This window comes from Spirulina sp. CCY15215, from assembly GCF_016888125.1.
Taxonomy (GTDB): domain Bacteria; phylum Cyanobacteriota; class Cyanobacteriia; order Cyanobacteriales; family Spirulinaceae; genus CCY15215.
The window spans coordinates 1-247 of record NZ_JACSWA010000490.1; the positions used below are offsets into that span (position 1 = coordinate 1).

The 247-nt window shown below is 40.1% G+C and carries 1 pseudogene; it reads right to left on the reverse strand.

The annotated features are described in order from the left end of the window. Positions 1-247 (reverse strand): annotated as a pseudogene (locus JUI58_RS16595) (Uma2 family endonuclease); the annotation flags it as partial.

Genomic DNA, 247 nt, shown 5'->3' on the forward strand with positions numbered 1-247 from the left:
CTTAAATACTCCCCAGTTTGGGGATTGAAAAAACGCATCTGACCATTGGGAAGTAAGCGCAGTTCTAACTCTAAAACCTCCGAATAAATCGACAGAGAACCATCTTCTAATTGGTTTGGTGTAATAGTTTGATAAGTATTTCCAACCAAGCGCTTGCCTTTCAAAGAAGGATTGAGATAGTCTCCCGTCGGATCGTATTGGAAATATTCCAAAACCCCCATTTCTGAATAAGTATCGGGTTTATCTC